The organism is Rhizobium sp. ZPR4 (assembly GCF_040215725.1).
Lineage (GTDB): Bacteria > Pseudomonadota > Alphaproteobacteria > Rhizobiales > Rhizobiaceae > Rhizobium > Rhizobium rhizogenes_D.
In genome coordinates this window covers 1,755,299-1,773,338 of record NZ_CP157967.1, presented here as the reverse complement: position 1 = coordinate 1,773,338, position 18,040 = coordinate 1,755,299, and the positions used below count along the sequence as shown (strand labels likewise).

General features: G+C 60.5%; 16 protein-coding genes and 1 riboswitch. Of the genes, 8 read left to right on the top strand and 8 right to left on the bottom strand.

Annotated features, from left to right (window positions below; translation table 11 throughout):
• Positions 1–51: 51 nt before the first annotated feature.
• From ABOK31_RS08730 to ABOK31_RS08715, 4 genes are all read right to left on the bottom strand, one after another.
• Complete coding sequence (locus ABOK31_RS08730) at positions 52–1,104, bottom strand: glycine betaine/L-proline ABC transporter ATP-binding protein (protein WP_174179692.1); 1,053 nt, start codon at positions 1,102–1,104, stop codon at positions 52–54.
• Positions 1,097–2,008, bottom strand: coding sequence for a proline/glycine betaine ABC transporter permease (locus ABOK31_RS08725; RefSeq protein WP_174179690.1), 912 nt, complete (start codon positions 2,006–2,008; stop codon positions 1,097–1,099). The genes ABOK31_RS08730 and ABOK31_RS08725 overlap by 8 nt, the downstream gene beginning before the upstream one ends.
• Positions 2,009–2,256: 248 nt before the next feature.
• A complete protein-coding gene (locus ABOK31_RS08720; RefSeq protein ID WP_174179688.1) occupies positions 2,257–3,255 on the bottom strand; it encodes an ABC transporter substrate-binding protein in 999 nt (332 codons plus the stop codon).
• A gap of 815 nt (positions 3,256–4,070) precedes the next feature.
• On the bottom strand, positions 4,071–4,214 hold the full coding sequence (locus tag ABOK31_RS08715) for a hypothetical protein (RefSeq protein WP_174179686.1): 144 nt from the start codon (positions 4,212–4,214) through the stop codon (positions 4,071–4,073).
• Between the two features lie 80 nt (positions 4,215–4,294).
• On the opposite strand from ABOK31_RS08715, the gene ABOK31_RS08710 reads away from it, so the two are divergent.
• Both ABOK31_RS08710 and ABOK31_RS08705 read left to right on the top strand, forming a co-directional pair.
• The gene (locus ABOK31_RS08710) at positions 4,295–4,453 is read left to right on the top strand and encodes a hypothetical protein (RefSeq protein ID WP_349958550.1); all 159 of its coding nucleotides are present in this window, start codon (positions 4,295–4,297) and stop codon (positions 4,451–4,453) included.
• Complete coding sequence (locus tag ABOK31_RS08705; RefSeq protein ID WP_349958548.1) at positions 4,450–5,904, top strand: cobyric acid synthase; 1,455 nt, start codon at positions 4,450–4,452, stop codon at positions 5,902–5,904. The genes ABOK31_RS08710 and ABOK31_RS08705 overlap by 4 nt, the downstream gene beginning before the upstream one ends.
• A 97-nt stretch (positions 5,905–6,001) precedes the next feature.
• On the opposite strand, the gene ABOK31_RS08700 is transcribed toward ABOK31_RS08705, so the two are convergent.
• On the bottom strand, positions 6,002–7,798 hold the full coding sequence (locus ABOK31_RS08700) for a chloride channel protein (RefSeq protein WP_174179682.1): 1,797 nt from the start codon (positions 7,796–7,798) through the stop codon (positions 6,002–6,004).
• A gap of 180 nt (positions 7,799–7,978) precedes the next feature.
• Positions 7,979–8,378, top strand: a riboswitch (cobalamin riboswitch).
• A gap of 140 nt (positions 8,379–8,518) precedes the next feature.
• Here ABOK31_RS08700 and cobU point away from each other — a divergent pair.
• Genes cobU through cobO form a run of 5 tightly spaced genes read left to right on the top strand, consistent with a single transcriptional unit; the run spans position 8,519 to position 15,337 of the window.
• Positions 8,519–9,043, top strand: coding sequence for a bifunctional adenosylcobinamide kinase/adenosylcobinamide-phosphate guanylyltransferase (gene cobU, locus ABOK31_RS08695; RefSeq protein WP_174179680.1), 525 nt, complete (start codon positions 8,519–8,521; stop codon positions 9,041–9,043).
• Positions 9,044–9,048: 5 nt separating this feature from the next.
• Positions 9,049–10,098: a cobalamin biosynthesis protein CobW gene (gene cobW / locus ABOK31_RS08690; RefSeq protein WP_349958545.1), complete on the top strand. Its 1,050-nt coding sequence runs from the start codon at positions 9,049–9,051 to the stop codon at positions 10,096–10,098.
• Positions 10,099–10,107: 9 nt separating this feature from the next.
• Complete coding sequence (gene cobN / locus ABOK31_RS08685; RefSeq protein WP_349958544.1) at positions 10,108–14,100, top strand: cobaltochelatase subunit CobN; 3,993 nt, start codon at positions 10,108–10,110, stop codon at positions 14,098–14,100.
• A complete protein-coding gene (locus tag ABOK31_RS08680; RefSeq protein ID WP_349958543.1) occupies positions 14,097–14,696 on the top strand; it encodes a dimethylsulfonioproprionate lyase family protein in 600 nt (199 codons plus the stop codon). Before cobN ends, ABOK31_RS08680 begins: the two co-directional genes overlap by 4 nt.
• Positions 14,693–15,337 carry a cob(I)yrinic acid a,c-diamide adenosyltransferase gene (gene cobO / locus ABOK31_RS08675; RefSeq protein WP_349958541.1) on the top strand — a complete coding sequence of 215 codons (645 nt, stop codon included), beginning with the start codon at positions 14,693–14,695 and terminating at the stop codon, positions 15,335–15,337. The genes ABOK31_RS08680 and cobO overlap by 4 nt, the downstream gene beginning before the upstream one ends.
• A 15-nt stretch (positions 15,338–15,352) precedes the next feature.
• On the opposite strand, the gene ABOK31_RS08670 is transcribed toward cobO, so the two are convergent.
• From ABOK31_RS08670 to ABOK31_RS08660, 3 genes are all read right to left on the bottom strand, one after another.
• Positions 15,353–16,156 carry a helix-turn-helix transcriptional regulator gene (locus tag ABOK31_RS08670; RefSeq protein WP_349958539.1) on the bottom strand — a complete coding sequence of 268 codons (804 nt, stop codon included), beginning with the start codon at positions 16,154–16,156 and terminating at the stop codon, positions 15,353–15,355.
• Positions 16,153–16,518 (bottom strand): nuclear transport factor 2 family protein, encoded by a 366-nt coding sequence (locus ABOK31_RS08665; RefSeq protein WP_349958538.1) that lies wholly within the window; start codon positions 16,516–16,518, stop codon positions 16,153–16,155. The genes ABOK31_RS08670 and ABOK31_RS08665 overlap by 4 nt, the downstream gene beginning before the upstream one ends.
• A 100-nt stretch (positions 16,519–16,618) precedes the next feature.
• The gene (locus ABOK31_RS08660; protein ID WP_349958536.1) at positions 16,619–17,404 is read right to left on the bottom strand and encodes a TSUP family transporter; all 786 of its coding nucleotides are present in this window, start codon (positions 17,402–17,404) and stop codon (positions 16,619–16,621) included.
• A gap of 147 nt (positions 17,405–17,551) precedes the next feature.
• Between ABOK31_RS08660 and ABOK31_RS08655 the strand changes: the two genes are divergently transcribed.
• Positions 17,552–17,956: a cobalamin biosynthesis protein gene (locus tag ABOK31_RS08655; protein WP_349958535.1), complete on the top strand. Its 405-nt coding sequence runs from the start codon at positions 17,552–17,554 to the stop codon at positions 17,954–17,956.
• Positions 17,957–18,040 lie beyond the last annotated feature (84 nt).

The following is an 18,040-nucleotide window of genomic DNA, read 5'->3' as shown; positions in this document are numbered from 1 at the left end:
AGAAAAAAGCGCCCCGGTGGGGCGCTTTCCTTTGTCGAATGAAGGATGCTTTCAGGCCGCGGCCATCTGCGCCGTTTCGTGCGTTGTCGGCGTCACCATGGCGGCGATGATGCTTTGCAGGTCAATCGTGCCGATAGGCTTGCCGCCCGCATCGGTGACGACTGCGCCTGTCTGGCCGGCCTCGGTGATCTGCTTGGCGGCGACTTCCAGTGTCATGTCGCCGGGAACGCGCGTGCCGCTTGGCTCGCCGGCAAGCGGCTTCATGATCGTCTGCGCCTGGATGACGCGACCGCGGTTCACCTCCTTGACGAAGGCGGTGATATAGTCGTCGGCCGGCTGCAGCACGATCTGCTGGCCGGTGCCCTGCTGCACGACCTTGCCGTCGCGCAGGATGGCGATCTTGTCGCCAAGGCGCAGCGCCTCGTCGAGATCGTGGGTGATGAAGACGACGGTTTTCTTCAGTTCCTTCTGCAGATCGAGCAGGACAGTCTGCATATCCACGCGGATCAGGGGATCGAGCGCCGAATAGGCTTCGTCCATCAGCAGGATATCGGCATCGTTGGTCAGCGCGCGGGCAAGGCCGACGCGCTGCTGCATGCCGCCGGAAAGCTGGTTCGGAAAGTGCCTTTCGAAGCCCTTGAGCCCGACACGTTCGATCCAGTACTGGCCCTTCTTCTCGCTTTCGGAGCGCGGCACGCCCTGAATATCCAGGCCGTAGATCGTGTTTTCGATCACGGTGCGATGCGGCAGAAGCGCGAACTTCTGGAACACCATCGCCGTCTTGTGGCGACGGAATTCGCGCAGGTCGTTTTCGCTCATCTTGCAGACGTCGACGCCGTCATAGAGCACCTCGCCGACAGTCGGCTCGATCAGCCGGTTGATATGGCGGATCAGCGTCGACTTGCCGGAGCCGGAGAGGCCCATGACGACGGTGATGGCGCCGGCCGGCATGTCGATGCTGATATCCTGCAGGCCGAGCACATGGCCGTGCGTCTCGTTGAGTTCGGCCTTGCCTAGGCCGTTCTTGACCTGGTCCACATAGTCGCGCCCGCGCGGGCCGAAGATCTTGTAGAGGCTTTTAATCTGGATCGCGTGACTAGCCATGAATGACCTCCGAGTGCTTCTGGAGCCGTCTGCCATAGGCTTGGCTCGTGCGGTCGAAAATGATGGCGATGGCGACCAGAGCAAAACCGTTGAGGAAGCCGACGGTGAAGAACTGGTTGTTGATCGCCTGCAGCGTGTTCTTGCCGAGCCCGCCGACGCCGACCATCGAGGCGACGACCACCATGGCGAGCGACATCATGATGGTTTGGTTGATGCCGGCCATGATGGTGGGCAGCGCAAGCGGGATCTGCACGTTGAACAATTTCTGGCGATGCGACGAACCAAAGGCGTCGGCGGCTTCCAGCACCTCCTTATCCACCAGGCGGATGCCGAGATTGGTCAGGCGGATCATCGGTGGGACGGCATAGATGACGACGGCGATGAGGCCCGGCACCTTGCCGATGCCGAAGATGACGACGACGGGAATGAGATAGACGAAGCTCGGCATGGTCTGCATGACGTCGAGGATCGGGTTGACGATCGACTGCAGCCGGTCAGAGCGCGCCATCAGGATGCCGATCGGCAGGCCGATGACGATGGCGATGAGCGTACAGACTGTCACCATGGCAAGCGTGACCATCGTGTCGGTCCAGAGGCCGAAGACGCCGATGAGGATCATGGAGATCGCAGTGCCGGCGACAATCTTCAGATTGCGGCTGGCGGCATAGACGACGAGCATCATAGCGATGAGTATGATGAACCACGGCGTGTTGGTGAAAACCCATTCGAGATAGTTCAGAAACCATTGCAGCGGTTGGACGATGGCGTCAATGAGATTGCCGTAGGCGCGCACGGACGCCCTGAAACCATCATCGATGTTCTTGCGTGCGAGACGTATGATCGACTCGTCTATTGCCGGAAAGTTGCAGAGCACATTCGGCAGGATCGTACACTGAATAGCCATGTATTTCCCCTTCTTAGTCCGGTTCTGTCCCGCTCCGCCCGTGTGGCCTTCACTTGCGGATGGCTTTGCAGCGCTGCGACCGGTTCTTCAGGCTGCCCCTGAATTCTTACTACATTCGCCGCCATCAATCTGCACTCGTTGCGACCTTGCGCCATGTCGCTCTGTCGGTATGAGCGTCATACCGGTTGTGGCGCGCGAATGTGAAATCGGCGGCAGGCATGCGCCTGCCGCCGATTCTGCAGCATGGATTAGAGCGAAGCCTTGACCTTGGTGGCAACGTCCGGAGCAACCCACTTGGTCCACATGTCGGGGTAGGTCTTGAGGAAATACTTGGCGCCGTCCTCGTTGGTACCCTGATTGTCGGTCATCCAGGCGAGAACCTTGCCGACGGTGGCGTTATCCCACTTGCGGGTCTTCATATAGTCCATCGCAATGCCGGCCTTTGCCGCAAAGTCCTTGGTCACGACGGTATAGACATCCGAAACCGGATAGGAGTTCACCTTCGGATTGGCGCAGTCCTGGATCGCGGTGCAGGCGTCCCATTCCTTCTTGTCGTGCGGCACGTTGAAGCTCAGGCGCACCATGTCGTACTTGCCGAGGATGGCGGTCGGTGCCCAATAGTAGCCGAGCCAGCCGGTCTTCTTTTCGAAGGCGTTGGCGATCGAGCCATCGAGACCTGCGGCAGAACCCGTGTCGACCAGCGTGAAGCCGAGCTTGTCGGCGCCGAGGGCCTTGTAGAGATTGGCGGTCGAAATCTGGCAGTTCCAGCCGGCCGGGCAGTTATATACCGCGCCCTTGGAAGAATCTTCCGGGGCAGGGAAGAGTTCCGGATGCTTCAGCGCGTCCTGAACGGTCTTGATATCCGGATGGGCATCGGCGAGGAATTTCGGAATCCACCAGCCTTCGACACCGCCATCGCTCAAGAGCGGTGCCGCCTCGATCAAACGGCCTTCGGATACGGCCTTGTCGAGCGCGGTGCGCACGGCATTGACCCAAAGCTCGGGCGCGACGTCAGGCTGGCCCTTTTCGTCCATGGAGGTAAAGGTCGGCTGCGTGTCGCCGGTCACCAGAGTGACGTTACAGCCGTAGCCGTTTTGCAGGATGATCTTGTCGACCTGGGCGGCAACACCTGCCGATGCCCAGTTCATTTCAGCGATGGATACGCTGCCGCAATCCGCGGCGTGCGCCGAGCCAGCCAAAGCATAGGCGCCGAATGCAAAAATGGCTGAAGCGAGAAGCTTCTTCATTGATATCGTCTCCCAATTTTTCGTTACGTTGCGGAAATCGACTCCAAACGCGTTCGATTTCTGTCGATCCCCTGTCAGCGCGGTTCAATTACAACCGTTCATACGCCGCTGACGACGCCCGTACGGTCCCCTCTGCTGCCGTCGTGCATTTGGTCTTTTTGCGACCGCGGAACTCTGTCGCGGCCGGGCATTCTTTGCATCGACAAAGGGCAGCGTAAGGATTTGAAAGAAGAAATCAACAGCCCGTCGGCCAACTGCAGTTATCGTGCCTCTTGGAGAAGCTCAATTAAGCGCCTGAATTAGCCTGTTTTCTGCTATTCACGGCTGCAAAACAGGCATTGCATGGCTTCCGTGAAGCTTTGCCGCCAAGACGGATTTAAATACCGTTCGAATATCGCGTCCCTGAAAGACGTTTTGTATCCCATTTGCGTCGTTTGCGATTTCTCAACGCAAAGGGGAAAATTTTCAAAAAATTTTCGGATTCACTCTAATTTAAGCACTTAATAACCCTCCGGTAACGATGTCGGTTTATCAATCGATGCGTGGCGGGGGACATACCGCTGCTTCCCTGGATCAGGTATTGCGTACCGGGGAAAGCGAACCTTGCGGTGTTTGTGCAGGGAAGCCGGCGTTTTTGGCAAACCGCGTTGATCTCCGGATCGCGCGGTTTTCGCGCTTTAGAGGATGCCGTTTTGAGACAGTTTGATGTGCGGGAAGCGGCAACCCATTCTGATCCCGACAATGATCAAAAATAAAGCCGCCGATGCTGTCGCATGGCGGCTTCTCATGTATGGGGCTGGCGGCTTGACGCGGTATCAGCCGACATTATACGTGCGGATGAAGCCGATCGTGCCGAAGCGCGTGTCTAGCTGCTGCAGGCGGCTCTCCGGGCGGTGGGCCGGAAGCTTGCCATTCCAAGCGATCTGAATGGAATTCTGTCTGTTGAAGATGAAGAGCATTGGGGTATCCTCCGACCCGGACCGGCCGGTTGCGTTGTGTGATTTCGCGATGGAGATAATCCTCTTCCGGATAACTCACAATGGATGAAATCGTCATCCGATGTCGCAAACAGAGCATGTTTGAAGGTGATGTATTTTTGTATCGTGATCGCTCTTTCCGGCGGCTGGAAATCGCGGCAGAATCAAGGCGGAATCTAGCGTTTTCAGTGGCTGTGGCGTATCGAGGTGGTGGGGAATGACAAGAGCGATCATGCTGCAGGGAACCGGCTCCGATGTCGGAAAAACGGTATTGGTCGCGGGACTGTGCCGGCTGTTCGCAAACAAGGGCGTGAGAGTGCGCCCATTCAAGCCACAGAACATGTCGAACAATGCCGCCGTTGCCGAAGATGGCGGCGAGATCGGACGGGCGCAGTGGCTGCAGTCGCTGGCAGCGCGCGTTCCCTCATCCGTTCACATGAATCCGGTGCTGTTGAAGCCGCAATCGGAAACCGGCAGCCAGATCATCGTGCAGGGTAAGGTCTGGGGTCATGCCAAGGGCAGGGACTATCAAGCGCTCAAGCCACAGCTGCTTGGTGCGGTACTCGAAAGCTTCGCCACTATGCGGGCGGGAACCGATCTCGTCATGGTCGAGGGAGCGGGTTCGCCTGCCGAGATCAATCTACGACGCGGCGATATCGCCAATATGGGCTTTGCGACACGCGCCAATGTTCCGGTGGTGCTCGTCGGCGATATAGACCGTGGCGGCGTGATCGCGTCGCTGGTCGGCACATATCATATTCTGCCGGAGGAAGACCGGCGGATGATCCGCGGCTATCTGATCAACAAGTTTCGTGGCGATGTCTCGCTGTTCGGTGAGGGCATAGAGGCGATTGGCGGCTTCACGGGCTGGCAGTGTCATGGCATCGTGCCGTGGCTGAAGGCGGCGGCGCGTCTGCCGGCCGAGGATTCCGTCGTGCTGGAGCGGCTTGCCCGCGGCTCCTCCGGCGCGTTGAAGATCGCCGTGCCCGTGCTGTCGCGCATCGCCAATTTCGACGATCTCGACCCGCTGCGGGCCGAGCCCGATGTCGATCTCGTCTTTGTAAGGCCTGGCGAGCATCTGCCTGCCGACGCGGGACTTGTGGTGCTGCCTGGCTCCAAGTCCACGATCGGTGACCTCCTCGATCTGCGCGAGCAGGGATGGGATCGCGATATCGCCACGCATATGCGCCGCGGCGGTCGCGTCATCGGCATTTGCGGTGGCTATCAGATGCTTGGCCATACAGTCTATGACCCGCTCGGCATTGAGGGATCGGTCACCGAGACACCGGGATTGGGCCTATTGGATATCGAGACGGAAATGGCGCCGGAGAAGACGGTGCGCAACAGCCTCGCTGTCTCGAAAGAATATGACGTTCCGCTATCGGGCTATGAAATTCATCTCGGCGTGACGCGCGGCGCCGATTGCGACCGACCCTCGACTGTCATCGACGGTCGGCCCGATGGGGCGATATCGCCGGACGGCCGCGTCATGGGCACGTATCTTCATGGCCTCTTCGGCAGCGATGCCTATCGGGCGAGGCTGCTGGAGAGCTTCGGCCTGGCCGGCGAGCGGATGGATTATCGCGCCAGCGTCGATGCGGCGCTGGACGACATTGCGAGGGAACTGGAAGACGTACTCGATCCCGCCTGGCTCGACAGCCTTGTGGGCTAGAACGGTTAGCTTTTCGCAGAATTCCTGAACCGCTTCCGCTCTTTGTTTCCTCGCAATTCCGGACGGAAAACCGCCGCGGACTTTTCCTGGCGTTGCCCTAGAGTTCGCCCGACACTTCGCGGCGGCGGCGGTCGAGTTCTTCACTGTAGCGACGCAGCGTGTAGCTCTCCGTCAGCAGGCCGATGACCTTGCGTTCGATCAGGTCGTTGACCACGACGAGCGCTTCACTCTTGGTCTGGTCGAACATGGCGGCGGCCTGCTTGGCGTTCATCTGCGGCTGCAGGAACTCGTTGCGGAGCTGGATGAAATCGGCGAGCCCGTGTTCCTCGTCGTCCTTTTCGATCGGGCTCGCATAGATATCGGGCACGAGAACCATTCCGGAATATTTCTCGTTCTTGTCGATCAGGATGACGCGCTGGGCCGAGCCGATCGGGAAATTCCTGCGGAATTCCTCGATGCTCATGTCGATGCTGCCCGTATGAACATCGGGGCGCATCATTCGGGCGACGGTCAGATTGCGGATCCAGCCGACGTCGTGGGCGCTGCGGATGCTTTCGCCGCGCAGATGGAAGCGCCATGTGGCGAAGGAGTAGCCGAAGGTGGTGCGCACTACCAGCGACGAGGTGATGACGGCGGCCAGAACCAGGGCGGTGATCGGAAAGTCCCCAGTGATTTCAAGCGCCAGGAAGGTCATTGTCAGCGGCCCGCCGATGATTGCAACGGCAAGCGAGCTCATGCCGACCACGGCATAGACGACCGGCGTCAGCGTCGCATGATCGAAATAGGGGGCGCAATAGGCGAAGATCTTGCCGAGCAGCGCGCCCATGAACAGCGAGGCGAAGAACAGTCCACCTCTGAAACCGGAGCCGATCGATATCGCCGAGGCGAGCGATTTCAGCAGGAATAGACCCACCAAGGCGCCCAGCGTCACGTCCGTAGACAGATTGAGATGCAGTGCGCCATGGCCGGCCGAAAGAACCTGCGGCGAGATCAGCGCCAGTGTTCCGACGACCAGGCCGCCCAGTGCGGGCCGGAAGGGCGGCGCGATGGAGCTCTTGCGTGCCAGCTCTTCGACCCAGGCGACGCCCTGCATGATCAGGATGCCGATACCGGCGCAGAAGGCGCCGAGCAGGATGGCTGGAAGATAGTCTGCCGGGACGATCGCGCCGAAATGATCGATATCGATGGCGAAGTCGTCGCCCGCAAGCAGCCTTGCGATCATCGTTGAAATCAGTGCTGAGACGACGACGGGCGTCAGCGTGAGGATGGAATAGCTGCCGATGATCAACTCGAAGGCGTAGAAGGCGCCGGTGAGCGGCGCATTGAAGGCGGCGGCGATAGCGCCGGCCGCGCCGCAGCCGACGAGCATGCGTAGATCGGCGCGCCGCATCTGCATCTTGTAGCCGAATTTCGAGGCAATGCCGGCGGCGATCTGTGTGTAACCTGCTTCAAGCCCGACAGAGGCTCCAAAGCCGTTCGAGATCAGGTTCTGCACCGCGACGATGATGCTGTCCGTGAGCGACATGCGGCCGCCATGCAGCGCATTGGCTTCGATCGGGTCGACCATCGGCTTCTTGCGCGTGCGCGACAATATATAGAGCAGTATGCCGAGGATGATTCCGCCAGCGATCGGGGCGATGAACAACACCGATTTGTCGGGAATCGCCATTGCCGCCGAACTCAAGCGTTCGTAGTCGGTTATGCCGTAGATGAGGCTGTGAAGCTTGCGCGAGATATAGCTCATCGCGGTTACGGCGCAGCCGGACGCTATTCCCACCAGCGCGCCGGCGAAAACAAGGCCCAATTCGCCACGGCGCAGCAATGCCCTGAAGCGACCGAGATCGAATAGGGCCGAGAAGACGCCGAGGCGTCGCGGTTGGAATTTCTGCAACATGGGAAGCGAACGTTACGGTTTTGCTCGAATATGAGGGCTTACCCTCTATAAACTTCTAACATCAAAGAAATACGGCAAAAAAACCGCTGGCTTAATGGGAATTTTCAGCTGATTTCGCAATCAGGATGGCTAAGGTCGCATCCATGCCCTTGATTGACTTGAACTAAGTGAAAGCCTAATCATTGCGGCATAACGAATGGTTCCTGAGCGGCGATCCGCCGCATGGGATGAAAAGGGAATGTGACGGGACGGACCCAATCCGGGCGTCCTCATCACAGCCGACCCCGCGACTGTAGAGCGGTCAGGGTCTTTCGTTCGGTTTGAAGTCTATTTCGTCGATGATTCGCATGGGGCGAACGGGGCGGGGCAGGCGCAAATCGAAAAAGCCACTGGCGTGGCATCATGATCAACCGGGGCTGGACGCCTCTCATTCTACGAATCGTCCGCCTTTTCATGATGGATTGCCGGGAAGGCGAGAAAGACCCGCTGGCGCACGATCGGGGGCGACCGGTTTCGGTCTGCCCCCGTCGCGGCGCCTTATCCGTGAGCCAGGAGACCTGCCATGCGTGCCGGGCGCAGAGCCTGTTCTGGGACGAGAGTTCCGCTGCCAGCACGGAGGTTGTCGTGGCACAAGATGAGTTTTCGGCGTGTAGGCGCCCGTTTTCCGGTTTCAGCTGCGTGCTGCCAACCCTCGTTTTTCTGTGGGAGCGGGCGTAGCGCATGTCGTCTTCGATTTCCCGAGCCATTTTCGTCCTCGGTGGCGCGCGTTCCGGCAAATCCAGATTCGCAGAATCTCTGGTTTCGGATACCGGCCTCGAGCGTCACTATGTGGCGACAGGTCAGGCGTGGGACGATGAGATGCGCGAACGCATTACACAACATCGTGCCGACCGCGGCGATCTCTGGCAGACGCATGAGGAGCCGATCGACCTCGTCGCGCGGCTCGCCGCCATCGACGCCGAGGGGCGAGCCGTGCTTGTCGACTGCCTGACGCTCTGGGTCACCAATCTGATGATGGCGGAGCGTGACATGGCGGCGGAGTTTGCCGCTCTCGCCGAATTTCTGCCACGGGCACGATCGCGGCTCGTTTTCGTATCCAACGAAGTTGGTCTCGGCATCGTGCCGGAAAATCGCATGGCGCGCGAATTTCGCGATCATGCCGGCCGCCTGCACCAGATGGTCGCGGCGGCGAGCGCCGAAGTTTATTTTATCGCAGCGGGCCTGCCGCTGAAAATGAAGGGTTGATCCATATGAACCAGGAAAAGATTCCCGCCACCGTCATCACCGGCTTCCTGGGAGCCGGCAAGACGACGATGATCCGCAACCTCCTGCAGAATGCCGGCGGCAAGAAGATCGCTTTGATCATCAACGAGTTCGGCGATCTCGGCGTCGACGGGGACGTGCTGAAGGGCTGCGGCGCGGAGAACTGCACCGAAGACGATATCATCGAGCTGACCAACGGCTGCATCTGCTGCACCGTCGCCGACGATTTCATTCCGACCATGACGAAGCTTTTGGAGCGCGATGCGCGTCCGGATCATATCGTAATCGAAACCTCCGGTCTTGCGCTGCCGCAGCCGCTGGTCGCCGCCTTCAACTGGCCCGACATTCGCACCCACGTCACCGTCGATGGCGTCATCACCGTGGTCGATAGCGCTGCCGTTGCCGCCGGGCGTTTCGCCGACGATCACGACGCTGTGGAAGCCCGCCGTGTCGAGGACGACTCGCTCGATCACGAAAGCCCGATCGAGGAGCTTTTCGAGGATCAGCTGACTTGCGCCGATCTGATCGTGCTCAACAAGACCGATCTGATCGACGACGACGGGCTTGGCCGTGTCCGCGCCGAGGTTGCCTCGCGCACCGCCCGCAAGCCGACGATCATCGAAGCGAAGAACGGCGACGTGCCGGCCGCAGTTCTGCTCGGTCTCGGCATCGGCACGGAAGACGATATCGTCAACCGCAAATCGCATCACGAGCTGGAGCATGAGGACGGCACGCCGCACGACCACGACGAATTCGATAGCTTCGTCGTCGAACTCGGCCCGATTGCCGACTCTGCAGCCTTTGTCGATGCGTTGAAGGGCGTGATCGCCGAGCATGACGTGCTGCGCCTCAAGGGCTTCGTCGATGTTCCCGGTAAGCCCATGCGCCTGCAGCTGCAGGCTGTCGGCAGCCGCATCGATACCTATTTCGATCGCGCCTGGACACCGGGTGAAGCCCGTGCGACCCGACTTGTGGTGATCGGCTTGCACGAGATGGACGAGACGATCGTTCGCAAGGCGATCGAAGCGCTGGTCTAAGGGAAATCCATGCATCTCCTCTTAGCTCAAAAGGGAACGATCAGCGACGGCGAAGAGGCGATCGATCTCGGGCAGTCGCCCGGCGATATCCTCTTTCTGTCGGCGGCCGATACCGAGCTTGCGTCGATTGCCGCGGCGCACGGCGAGGGCGGCTGTTCCCTTCGGCTCGCAAGCCTGATGAGCCTCAAACATCCGATGTCCGTCGATACCTATGTCGACCGGACGGCCCGGCATGCGAAGCTCATCATCGTGCGGGCGCTCGGAGGAGCAAGCTATTTTCATTATGCGCTGGAGGCGCTGCATGCCTGCGCGGCGCGCCAGGGTGCCTTGATTGCAGTGCTGCCGGGGGATTCGAAGCCCGATCCCGGGCTGACGCCTTTTTCCAACGTCGCGCTCGATGATCTCAATGCACTCTGGTCCTATCTGATCGAGGGCGGCGAGACGAATTCGCGGGCGTTTCTTAGCTATGCCGAGGCGATGCTCTCCGGCGCCGAGAAGCCCATGCCTGCCGCACCTCTGATGAAGGCTGGCATCTGGTGGCCGGGCAAGGGTATGATCGGCGTTGAGGAATGGAGGAGGGTTTCCGTTTCGGAGGTGGCGACCCCTGCAGGACTCGAACCTCCGACGGTCGCGATTTCCTTCTATCGGGCGCTGGTCCAGAGCGGTGAGACCAAGCCTGTCGAAGTCATGATAGAGGCTGTCATCGCCGAGGGCATACGGCCACTGCCGGTCTTTGCCTATAGTCTCAAGGATGCCGTGTCCGTCGGCATTCTCGAACGTGTCTTTACCGAGTTGAAGCCGGGCGTGGTCATTAACACCACGGGCTTTGCCGTTTCGGCTCCGGGTGCGGATCGTCAGGCGACGGTGCTGGAGACGGGCGAGGCCGTCGTGCTTCAGGCCATCTTCTCGGCTTCGTCGAAAGAAGCCTGGGAGGCATCCTCGCAGGGGCTTTCGGCGCGCGATCTCGGTATGAACGTGGCGTTGCCCGAGGTCGACGGGCGCGTTCTTGCCCGTGCCGTGTCCTTCAAGGCGGCCGCCCGCTATGACGAAAGGGTCGAGGCCAATATCGTCGCCAGCGAGCCGCTTGAGGATCGCATGCGCTATACGGCGCGGCTCGCCGCCAATTGGGCGCGGCTGCGCAATACGCCGCCCGGTGATCGCCGCGTTGCGCTTGTCATGGCAAATTATCCCAACCGCGATGGGCGCCTCGGCAACGGCGTCGGGCTCGATACGCCGGCCGGCACGATCGAGGTGCTGAAGGCGATGCAAGCGGCGGGTTATGGCGTTGCCGATCTGCCTGCCGATGGCGATGCGCTGATGCGGCATCTGGCGGAAGGCCCGACAAATTCGGGGCATGATGGCCGCGTCGTTCGCGAGATGCTTTCCTTCAGCGGCTACAAGGATTTCTTCGCGTCACTTCCGAAACAGATTCAGGATGAGATCACGGCGCGCTGGGGCGAGCCGGAGGCAGATCCTTACGCGATTGATGGCGGTTTCGCCCTGTCGTTCACCCGTTTCGGCGAGGTGCTTGTCGGTATCCAGCCGGCCCGCGGCTACAATATCGATCCGAAGGAGAGCTACCACTCCCCCGATCTCGTCCCGCCACACGGCTATCTGGCCTTCTATGCCTTCCTGCGCCGCTCCTTCGACGCGCATGCGGTCATCCACATGGGCAAGCACGGCAATCTCGAATGGCTGCCGGGCAAGTCGCTAGCCCTATCGGAAAGCTGCTATCCGGAAGCGATCCTCGGGCCGCTGCCGAACCTCTATCCTTTCATCGTCAACGATCCCGGCGAGGGCACACAGGCCAAGCGCCGCACGAGTGCCGTCATCATCGACCATCTGACGCCGCCGCTGACGCGTGCCGAAAGCTATGGCCCGCTGAAGGATCTGGAGGCACTGGTCGATGAATATTACGAGGCTTCGGGCGGCGATCCGCGTCGTATCCGTCTGCTCCGCAAACAGATCCTCGATCTCGTCGCCGATATCGGCCTGGATCAGGATGCGGGCATCGCCAAGGGCGAGGGTGAAGACGAGGCATTGCGCAAGCTCGACGCCTATCTCTGCGATCTCAAGGAAATGCAGATCCGCGATGGCCTGCACATCTTCGGCGTTTCGCCTTCCGGGCGATTGCTGACGGATTTGACGGTGGCACTGGCAAGAGTGCCGCGTGGGCTGGGTGAGGGTGGCGATCAGAGCCTGCAGCGGGCGATTGCTCGGGATGCTTTGGGCGGGACAGAGAATTCGGTGGGTGTGGAGGGTGCGGCACCCCCCTCTGTCGCTTTCGCGACATCTCCCCCACAAGGGGAGAGATCGGTAAGGCTCAGCACTTCCTCCGACCAAAGCGAAGTCGCTGATACAGTTGATGGAGATGTGGGAAAGCCGGGCGGCATATTCCCACCAATCTCCCCCCTTGGGGGGGAGATGTCAGCGAAGCTGACAGAGGGGGGTATCTCTCCACGCAAAGCTTTCGACCCTTTGGACTGCGACATGGCCGCCGAATGGATCGGCCCGCGCCCCGGCATCCTCCAAGACATCTCCGACGCCCCCTGGCGTACCCAGGGGGACACCGTCGAGCGTATCGAGCTTCTGGCCGTGAAATTCGTTGATGGCGACATAGCCTGCCCGGAGAGTTGGCCGCATACCGGCATGGTTCTCAGTGAGATTGCCTCAAAGCTCCAGCCGTCCATCCTGGCCTGCGGCGATGCGGAAATCGCAGCCCTGCTCAAAGGCCTCGACGGCCGTTTCGTGTCCCCCGGACCCTCCGGTGCGCCGACGCGCGGCCGACCCGACGTTCTGCCGACGGGGCGGAATTTCTATTCGGTCGACAGCCGGGCTGTACCGACGCCGGCCGCCTACGAGCTTGGTCAAAAATCGGCCGAACTGCTGATCCGTCGCTATGTGCAGGATCATGGCGAATGGCCCGTCTCCTTCGGGCTGACAGCCTGGGGCACGTCGAACATGCGCACGGGGGGCGATGACGTCGCGCAGGCGCTGGCGCTGATCGGCGTCAAGCCCGTCTGGGATATGACCTCACGCCGCGTCACCGGCTACGAGATCATCGCGCCGGCAATGCTCAGGCGGCCGCGCGTCGATGTCACGCTGCGCATCTCCGGCTTTTTCCGTGACGCGTTTCCCGAGCAGATCGCCCTGTTCGACAAGGCAATCCGCGCTGTCGGCATGCTCGATGAGGATGCTGCCGACAATCCGATTGCAGCGCGCATGCGTGGCGAGATCGCGCGGCTTGAAGCCGCCGGCCTCGACACGGCTTCTGCCAGCCGCAGGGCCGGCTATCGCATCTTTGGGTCGAAGCCCGGAGCCTATGGTGCCGGTCTACAGGCACTCATTGATGAGAAGGGATGGGAGCGGCGTGCCGATCTGGCTGAAGCCTATCTCGTCTGGGGCAGCTATGCCTATGGCGCCGGCGAGGAAGGCCGTGCTGAGCGCGGTGTTTTCGAGGAGCGATTGCGGTCGATCCAGGCGGTCGTGCAGAACCAGGACAACCGCGAGCATGATCTGCTCGACAGCGACGATTATTATCAGTTCGAGGGCGGCATGGCGGTGGCGGCCGAGCAGCTTGGCGGTGCGCGTCCCTCGATCTATCACAACGATCATTCAAGGCCGGAAAAGCCTGTGATCCGCTCGCTTGAGGAAGAGATCGGCCGGGTCGTGCGTGGACGGGTCGTCAATCCCAAGTGGATCGATGGTATCATGCGCCATGGCTACAAGGGTGCCTTCGAGATCGCGGCAACGGTGGATTATCTTTTCGCTTTCGCCGCGACGACGGGGGCGGTGCGCAATCATCAATTCGAGGCCGTCTATCAGGCCTTCGTGGTCGATCAGAACGTGCGGGATTTCATGGCGGAGAAGAATCCGGCTGCGCTGCGGGACATGCGGGAGCGTCTGCTTGAAGCGATCGACCGCAAGCTCTGGACGCCGAGAAGCAATTCGGCACGGTTCGATCTGGAGAGCCTGAAAGAGGGCAAGGAGGCGACGGCATGAGTGCGGTCGATCAGCTCCTGGTTGCTTTTCAGAATTATTTGCAGTCGCGCAGCGATCTGGTGCTGCAGCATTTTATTAGGGGTTTTGACTGGTCGATGAAGGAGCGCTCGCTTCCGGCGCGCGATCTTCCTGTGGTTGCCTATTTTCGCGAGCGTGACCAAGCTGCCGATGGTGCTGAAGGGGCTTTGCTCGATCGGCTCTCTCGCTCAACGGATCTGCTGCATTGGGCGCAGACCTATAGCATCACCGATTTTGGCGAAGATTTCCTGCAGAGATATGGCTGGGTCGAGCTCTTCGGTACACGCGGCCATTTCGCAAGCGAGGAGATGGCGGGGGGCTTCCTGCTGCTTGGCCCTGGCGTCCACTATCCGGATCATCATCATGTGGCCGAGGAGATTTATATCCCTCTGACCGATGGCTCCCTATGGAGCAAGGACGCGCAGCCGTTCCTGCCACGCTGGTCGGGCGAGATCATCCATCACCCCTCGAACATCCGCCATGCCATGCGCACGGAAGATGAGCCGCTTGTCGCGCTCTACCTCTGGCGTGGCGGGCCGTTGGCACAGAAATCGATCATATCAGGGAGAATGCAATGAGCGACGAATTGGCCGAAACCGGCGCGGACGCACCGAAGAATGACGATGCCCGTCACGCCGACAAGATGGCCAAGAAAAAGGCTGCGCGCGACAAGATCATGGCGACCAAAAACGATGAGAAGGGCTTGATCATCGTCCATACCGGCAAGGGCAAGGGAAAATCCTCCTCCGCCTTCGGCATGATCTTCCGTCACATCGCCCATGGGAAGCCGAGTGCCGTCGTGCAGTTCATCAAGGGTGCCATGTGGACCGGCGAGCGTGACCTGATCGAGAAGCATTTCGCCGATCTCTGCCAGTTCCATACGATGGGTGAAGGTTTTACCTGGGAGACGCAGGACCGCGCCCGCGACGTGGCAGCGGCCTCTGCTGCCTGGGAAAAGGCCAAGGAGCTGATCCGCGACGAGCGCAATTCCATGGTGCTGCTCGATGAAATCAACATTGCACTTCGTTACGACTATCTCGACATCAACGACGTGATCGAATTCCTCAGGAACGAGAAGCCCTACATGACCCATGTGGTCTTGACGGGCCGTAACGCCAAGGAAGAGCTGATCGAGATTGCCGACCTTGTCACCGAGATGGAATTGATCAAGCATCCGTTCCGCTCGGGCATTAAGGGACAGCCGGGCGTCGAGTTCTGATCGCCTGGCGAGCGTTTAGCTGCCCGGCAGCATCGTCCTCAGAGTTTCCGCCGTCTGCGGATTCGCGGGAAAGAAGGATTCGATTGCGAGTTCCGACAGCGTGACATCGACAGGCGTTCCGAAGACCGTCGTAGTGGACAAAAACGATAGATGTCCCGCTTCGGTGATAAGTTCCAGAGGTACGGCGATGCCGGCAAAATCCCGTTCCGGAGCTGCCGATTTCGGCGCAGGTGGTGCGGGATAGGCCGACAATTCCTCAAGCAGTTTTTTCAAAACAGGATCACCTGTCGCCGATATCTGCTGGCGTAGGCGTTCCAACAGATGTGCCCGCCATTCATGGAGATTGGCGATCCGAGGCGCCAAGCCGTGGGGGTGCAGGCTGAGCCGCAGGACGTTAATTGGTCCTTCGGTCAGCGAGGCATCGCTCACCCCTGCGAGCAGCGGAGCGACGGCGGCATTGGCGGCGATGAGCGTCCAATGTCGGTCGACCGCCAGGGCCGGGAAGGGCTCGTGACCTTTCAGCAGCATATCGATCGCCCGCCGCGCCGGGGCAAGTGCCGGATCATCCAACTTGCGTTCGGGAAAGACCGGTGCAAATCCGGCCGCGAGAAGCATGGGGTTGCGATCGCGCAAGGGCACATCGAGCCGTTCTGCGAGATGCATCAGCATCTCGCGGCTTGGAAGCGCCCGCCCGCTCTCGATGAAGCTCAGATGTCGCTGCGATATATTGGCTTCAAGGGCGAATTCGAGCTGGCTCAGGCGGCGGCGTTGCCGCCATTCGCGCAGATGGTCGCCGAGAGAGCGGGCCGGGTTCATCATGCGGCAGCCGGCAGCTGGTCGATGAAGCCGTGAACGGACTTCAGCTGGTCACCCTCGAGGATGGCGAAATCCGTGCCCTTGATCAGCGGCTCGGCATCGGCCGGGCCGAAACCCCAGGAGAAGCGGAGATTGTCGCCATGGCGATCGCCGTTCGTGATGAGCGTGAAGTGGAAGCCGGGGAAGCGGTCGTGCGCCGCTGTAACCAGTGCATGGATCTCTTCGCGATTGCCTGCACGCATCATCGGGTCGACATAGCTGCAATTTTCCGTCCATGCCTCGGCGATGAGCGCACGCCTGCGGTCGGTATCGGCCTCGTTCCAGATGGCGATATAGCGGTCTGCAATGGTGTTTGCGTCAGTCATCGGTCAACTCCTTTGGATCGCCTGAACCGTTCAGGCAGGGCGATCATCGGCGCGTACCGAAGCACTATCAATTACGTCGGAGGTAATCAAAGGCCGGATCTTACAATCCCAGCCAGATCCTTACCGGATGGGTGGGGTCGGCCAGCAGCTTGACCGCAAAGGCGATGCAGACGATGACCAGCAGCGGCTTGATCAGTTTGGCGCCGATGCGCATGGCGAGCCGCGAGCCGAGCTGGGCGCCGAGGAATTGGCCAACACCCATCGTCAGCCCGACCTTCCAGAGGATGGCGCCGGAGAAGATGAAGACGATCAGGCCGCCGAGGTTCGAGCCGAAGTTGAGCAGCTTCGTATGTGCTGTTGCCTTCAGCAGGCCGAAGCCGGCGAGCGTCACGAAGGCGAGCATCAGGAATGAGCCTGTGCCCGGCCCGAAGGCGCCGTCATAGAAGCCGATGAGGGGTACCAGCGTCACGCCGAAAAGTCCGGCACTCATGCGTCGATGTTTTTCGACATCGCCGAGATTGGGCTTCATGGCGAAGTAGAGCGCGATTGCGATCAGCAGGAAGGGCAGGATGATGCGCAGAACTTCGCTCGGCATGACTGTCGCCAGCAGCGCGCCGAGCATGCCTCCAAGGACCGCCATTGCGGCCATCGGAAGCTGTTCGCGAAGCCTGACATGTCCTTGCCGGGCGTAGGCGATCGTCGCCGAGGCCGCGCCGCAGATCGACTGCACCTTATTCGTGCCAAGGGTCTGTAGCGGCGGAATACCCGATAGCAGCATGGCGGGTACGGTGATCAGCCCGCCGCCGCCCGCAATGGAATCGACGAAGCCGGCAAAGAATGCGGCGGCAAACAGTAGGAGCAGGATCTGGAATGTAATATCTGGCAAGGCGGGAACTCGAAGGCGGGAAATCAGCGGCCTTCTGGCACTTCGCCTGCCGCAAGGCAATTGCTATCAGGACACACCAGGCGAAATTGACGTGCCGAAAGGTGCCCGCTACAGCTGTCACATCGGCCGATGCCGTTGGGAGCGACTATGACGACATATGCCAATTTCACCCGCCGGTATCTTTTGGGCCTCGGCTGTGAGCGCGGTACGGACTGGAATGACGTGCGGATGCTTGCGGAAAGAGCGTTCCAGGAGGTCGGGATCAGGAGCGACCAGGTTCTGGCCGTCGTCTCGATCGATACGCGCATGGATGAGCCGGCCATCCTCGAGACTGCCACGCATTTCCGCCTTCCGGCCCGCTTTTTCAAGGCGGCGGCACTGGAGCGGGAGACTCCGAGGCTGAAGAACCCCTCCGAGATCGTCTTTGCTCATGTCGGTTGCCACGGTGTCGCCGAGGCTGCTGCACTGGCGGCCGCCGGCCCGGATTCGGAGCTTGTGCTTCCCAAGATCAAGTCCGGCTTTGCTACAGCGGCGATCGCCAGGATCGCCTGAGCAGCGAATTCGCCACGCAAATCTCACAAATGCTCCATAGGACATCGCCACGGCATTCCGCCATCGGCGGTTCTCGTGTATGCC

What these genes read in the sequence shown, in the direction of transcription:
- ABOK31_RS08730 (WP_174179692.1), bottom strand. Translation starts at nt 1,104, where the DNA reads ATGGCTAGTCACGCGATCCAGATTAAAAGCCTCTACAAGATCTTCGGC.
- ABOK31_RS08725 (WP_174179690.1), bottom strand. Translation starts at nt 2,008, where the DNA reads ATGGCTATTCAGTGTACGATCCTGCCGAATGTGCTCTGCAACTTTCCG.
- ABOK31_RS08720 (WP_174179688.1), bottom strand. Translation starts at nt 3,255, where the DNA reads ATGAAGAAGCTTCTCGCTTCAGCCATTTTTGCATTCGGCGCCTATGCT.
- ABOK31_RS08715 (WP_174179686.1), bottom strand. Translation starts at nt 4,214, where the DNA reads ATGCTCTTCATCTTCAACAGACAGAATTCCATTCAGATCGCTTGGAAT.
- ABOK31_RS08710 (WP_349958550.1), top strand. Translation starts at nt 4,295, where the DNA reads ATGGATGAAATCGTCATCCGATGTCGCAAACAGAGCATGTTTGAAGGT.
- ABOK31_RS08705 (WP_349958548.1), top strand. Translation starts at nt 4,450, where the DNA reads ATGACAAGAGCGATCATGCTGCAGGGAACCGGCTCCGATGTCGGAAAA.
- ABOK31_RS08700 (WP_174179682.1), bottom strand. Translation starts at nt 7,798, where the DNA reads ATGTTGCAGAAATTCCAACCGCGACGCCTCGGCGTCTTCTCGGCCCTA.
- cobU (WP_174179680.1), top strand. Translation starts at nt 8,519, where the DNA reads ATGTCGTCTTCGATTTCCCGAGCCATTTTCGTCCTCGGTGGCGCGCGT.
- cobW (WP_349958545.1), top strand. Translation starts at nt 9,049, where the DNA reads ATGAACCAGGAAAAGATTCCCGCCACCGTCATCACCGGCTTCCTGGGA.
- cobN (WP_349958544.1), top strand. Translation starts at nt 10,108, where the DNA reads ATGCATCTCCTCTTAGCTCAAAAGGGAACGATCAGCGACGGCGAAGAG.
- ABOK31_RS08680 (WP_349958543.1), top strand. Translation starts at nt 14,097, where the DNA reads ATGAGTGCGGTCGATCAGCTCCTGGTTGCTTTTCAGAATTATTTGCAG.
- cobO (WP_349958541.1), top strand. Translation starts at nt 14,693, where the DNA reads ATGAGCGACGAATTGGCCGAAACCGGCGCGGACGCACCGAAGAATGAC.
- ABOK31_RS08670 (WP_349958539.1), bottom strand. Translation starts at nt 16,156, where the DNA reads ATGATGAACCCGGCCCGCTCTCTCGGCGACCATCTGCGCGAATGGCGG.
- ABOK31_RS08665 (WP_349958538.1), bottom strand. Translation starts at nt 16,518, where the DNA reads ATGACTGACGCAAACACCATTGCAGACCGCTATATCGCCATCTGGAAC.
- ABOK31_RS08655 (WP_349958535.1), top strand. Translation starts at nt 17,552, where the DNA reads ATGACGACATATGCCAATTTCACCCGCCGGTATCTTTTGGGCCTCGGC.